Raw genomic sequence first — 3,940 nt, forward strand, 5'->3', positions numbered from 1 at the left:
CCGCCGAATGACCAAGGGTTCCTGGGCCAGGTTAATCCGCCCAGGGTGAGTCGGGACCTAAGGCGAGGCCGACAGGCGTAGTCGATGGACAACGGGTTGATATTCCCGTACCCGTGTATCCGCGCCCAATGGCGAATCAGTGGTACTAACCGTCCAAATGTTCTCTTATCAAGCCTTCGGGCGAGAGGGAGGATTGCTGCACGGGACCTTCGCTGTAGTAGTCAAGCGATGGGGTGACGCAGGAAGGTAGCTGGGCCAGGTGATGGAATACCTGGTGTAAGCCTGTAGGGCGTTGTGTAGGCAAATCCGCACAACATTAAGCCTGAGAGGTGATGCGTAGTCGTTGCGACGAATTCAGTGATCCTATGCTGCCGAGAAAAGCCTCTAGTGAGTTGGTACACGGCCCGTACCCCATCCCCAACCCGCCCACCCACACCACCGCCGCCGCCCGGCGCTGCCCGACGGGCACCACCGTGCGGGTGGCCGGCCGGATCCTGCGCATCCGCGACTACGGCGGGGTGATCTTCGCGGTGGTGCGTGACTGGTCCGACGAGATCCAGCTCGTGATCGATCGCGAGCGCGTCGGCGCCGAGCGCAGCGCCGAGTTCACCGAGTTCTTCGACCTCGGCGACCTGGTCGAGGTGAGCGGCCAGCTCGGGAACAGCCGCAGCGGTGAGCTCTCGCTGCTGGCCCAGGACTGGCGGATGAACGGCAAGTGCCTGCACCCGCTGCCCGACAAGTGGCGTGGCCTGGCCGATTCCGAGGCCAAGGTCCGGCAGCGCTACGTCGACATGGCGATCAACCCGGAGGCCCGCCAGGTGCTGGCCAAGCGCAGCGCGGTGGTGCATTCGCTGCGCGACTCGCTGTTCAACTGGGGCTTTCTCGAGGTGGAGACGCCGATCCTGCAGCAGGTGCACGGCGGCGCGAACGCGACACCGTTCCGCACCCACATCAACGCCTACGACCTGGACCTCTACCTGCGGATCGCGCCCGAGCTGTATCTCAAGCGACTGTGCGTCGGCGGCATGGAGAAGGTGTTCGAGATCGGCCGGACCTTCCGCAACGAAGGCGTGGACTTCAGCCACAACCCGGAGTTCACGATCCTGGAAGCCTATGAGGCGCACAGCGATTACCTGCGGATGATGCATCTGTGCCGTCAGCTGATCCAGGACGCCGCGATGGCGGCCAACGGCGCCGAGGTCGCCATGCGGCCCAATGCCGAGGGCGGTTTCGACGCCGTCGACATCTCCGGTGAGTGGCGGGTGCGCACCGTGCACGGCGCGGTCTCCGAGGCCATCGGCACCGAGATCACCGCGCGCACCGAGGTGCCGCGGCTGCGCGAGCTGTGCGACGAGGCCGGGGTCAACTACCAGCACGGCTGGGACGCCGGGCAGATCGTGCTGGAGATGTACGAGCACCTGGTGGAATCGCAGACCACCGACCCCACCTTCTACCTCGACTTCCCCACCTCCGTCTCGCCGCTGACCCGCTCGCACCGCAGCATCCCCGGCGTCACCGAGCGGTGGGATCTGGTGGCCTGGGGCGTCGAATTGGGCACCGCCTACAGCGAACTCACCGATCCGGTGGAGCAGCGGCGCAGGCTCACCGAACAGTCGATGCTGGCGGCGGGCGGCGATCCGGAGGCGATGGAACTCGACGAGGACTTCCTGCAGGCCCTCGAGCACGCCATGCCGCCCACCGGCGGGCTCGGCATGGGCGTGGACCGGGTGGTCATGCTGATCACCGGACGCAGCATCCGCGAGACACTGCCCTTCCCATTGGTGAAACCGCGCTGAGAATGGGTACGGATGTAAACGGTGCCGGGTACGGCAGCGATCAACCAATACTTCGAGGCTTTCGATCCGGAAGCCACCGCTATACGCTCGAAGGTCCGGCATCGGGAGGATGTCGGGGACGACAACGGGATGGGAATTCATGTATCTGGACCTGCTGACCACGGCCGCCTCGGTCGACACTCACACGCTCACCAGCACTTTCGACACCTTGGCGAGCGCGGACGCGGTCAACACGGCGACGGACCTTCTGGCGAAGAAGAAAAAGAAGGGCGGCGGTGGCGCGGTGATCTTCGGCGTCATCTGCCTGGTCGTCGTGGTGGTCATCGTGGTGGCCGTCCTGCTGCTCAAGAAGAAGAAGAGCGACGGCGGCGGCCCGGGCGGTCAGCAGCCGCCCTACGGTGGCCCGCAGGGTGGTCAGCCCTACGGCCAGCAGCCGGGTGGACAGCTGCCCTACGGCCAGCAGGGTGGCCAGCCGCCGTACGGCCAGCAGGGCCAGCCGCCGTACGGCCAGCAGCAGCCGCCCTACGGCCAGCAGGGCGGGCAGCCGCCGTACGGCCAGCAGCAGCCGCCCTACGGCCAGCCCTGACCTGATCGAGGGACTCGCGGCGATATCCTCGCCGGATGACGAGGCATTCCCGCGAGTCCTCGAACGAACACCTGGTCGCCAAGGGCCTTTCCGCGACCGGCGTCGCCGGGCTGTTCCTGCTGCTGCGGCTGTTCGCGATCACCGATTACGACTGGAACGCCGCGTTCTCGGTGGTCGGCACGCTCGGCCTCGACGACGTGGTGCCGATGGTGATCGGCACGCTGATGGCCAGCCCGCTGCTCGGCGGTATCGCGCTCGCGGTGCTGCTGCCGGAGGCGGTGGTCCGCCAGATCCGGCTCGGCCGCCCCTCCTGGACCACCGCGGGTAATCTCGCCTGGCTCGTCACCGTCGCGCTGTTCACGGTCACCCTGCTGTGGACCTATCGCGGCCGGGTGTGGTGGGTGCCGGTGGGCGCCTGCGTGATCGGCCTCGTACTGTATCTGTCACTGCGCGTCAGCCGCGACGACGAACGCGGTGCCCGGTTCGCGCACCGATTCCTCGGTAGTTCCGCCCTGATCGTCACCTCGGCCGCCCTGATTCTCGCCGCGAGCGTGCAGGTGCCGTGGGTCTCGCGCGAGTACATCCAGACGAAACACGGTGTCGTCGAGGGCTACGTGATGGAGGTTCCGCCGGGCTTCCTGAAAGTGCTGCTCGAGGACGGCCGCGAGATGGTCATCGTCGACACCGCCGACGTCACCGGCCGCGAGGAGATCGACCCGGAGCCGTGAGCGCGCGGCGCTCGCTCGTACAGTGAGGGCGTGCAGCTCATTCTCGTGCGTCACGCCCAGCCCGAACGCGTCCTCGCGACCACCGCGGTCGCCGATCCCACGCTCACCGAGATCGGCAGGCGGCAGTCCGAGCGGGTGCCTGCCGCGCTGGCCGCGCACGGGATCACCCGGATCGTCAGCAGCCCGCAGCGTCGGGCCCGCGAGACCGCCGCGGCCACCGCGACCGCGCGCGACCTCCCGGTCGAGGTCGTCGACGACCTGGCGGAGTACGACCGGGACCTGCCCGCCTACATCCCCATCGAGGACGCGAAGACCGAGTTCGCCGAGACGTACGCCCGGATCAAGGCCGGGCTGCTGCCCGAGCAGATCGACGGCGCCGCGTTCACGGCCCGCGTGCTCGCCGCGGTCGACGGCATCGTCGCCGCGACCGACCCCGCCGACACGGTGGCGGTGTTCGCGCACGGCGGGGTGATCAATGTGCTGCTGGCCGACATCCTCGGGCTGGCCAGGCCGCTCACCTTCCCGATCGACTACTGCTCGGTGACCCGGATCCTCTACTCGCGGACCGGCTCCCGCACCGCGGCCACCATCAACGAGAACGGCCACGTCTGGGATCTGCTGCCGCGCAATCTCGCCCGCACCTGACATGAGAAAGGCCCGGTGTCGACGACACCCGGGCATTTACGTGAACTAACTCAGGCCAGGTGGGCGGGAGTGTCGGCCGCGCAACCGTAGGCGTGGGTGAGCGAACCCCAGTCGATCTCATCGAGCATGCGCACGTGGTTCCCTGGGAGGCGGTCACTGCCGAGCCCCGGCACGGTGACCTCCCC

General features: G+C 67.7%; 4 protein-coding genes and 1 other annotated feature. All 4 genes read left to right on the forward strand.

Features of this window, described 5'->3' with window-relative positions; genetic code table 11:
- Window position 1 precedes the first annotated feature (1 nt).
- Window positions 2-521, forward strand: a sequence feature (23S ribosomal RNA rRNA prediction is too short).
- The 4 genes from lysX (at window position 519) to QH270_RS21660 (ending at window position 3,755) form a co-directional block, all read left to right on the forward strand.
- Window positions 519-1,796 carry a bifunctional lysylphosphatidylglycerol synthetase/lysine--tRNA ligase LysX gene (gene lysX, locus QH270_RS21645; protein WP_280345436.1) on the forward strand — a complete coding sequence of 426 codons (1,278 nt, stop codon included), beginning with the start codon at window positions 519-521 and terminating at the stop codon, window positions 1,794-1,796. It overlaps the preceding feature by 3 nt.
- A 139-nt stretch (window positions 1,797-1,935) precedes the next feature.
- A complete protein-coding gene (locus QH270_RS21650) occupies window positions 1,936-2,382 on the forward strand; it encodes a hypothetical protein (protein WP_280345439.1) in 447 nt (148 codons plus the stop codon).
- Window positions 2,383-2,417: 35 nt separating this feature from the next.
- Complete coding sequence (locus QH270_RS21655) at window positions 2,418-3,110, forward strand: hypothetical protein (protein WP_280345442.1); 693 nt, start codon at window positions 2,418-2,420, stop codon at window positions 3,108-3,110.
- Between the two features lie 30 nt (window positions 3,111-3,140).
- Window positions 3,141-3,755 (forward strand): histidine phosphatase family protein, encoded by a 615-nt coding sequence (locus QH270_RS21660; RefSeq protein WP_280345445.1) that lies wholly within the window; start codon window positions 3,141-3,143, stop codon window positions 3,753-3,755.
- Window positions 3,756-3,940 lie beyond the last annotated feature (185 nt).

Origin of the sequence: Nocardia neocaledoniensis, assembly GCF_029868625.1 — a bacterium.
Taxonomy (GTDB): domain Bacteria; phylum Actinomycetota; class Actinomycetes; order Mycobacteriales; family Mycobacteriaceae; genus Nocardia; species Nocardia neocaledoniensis_A.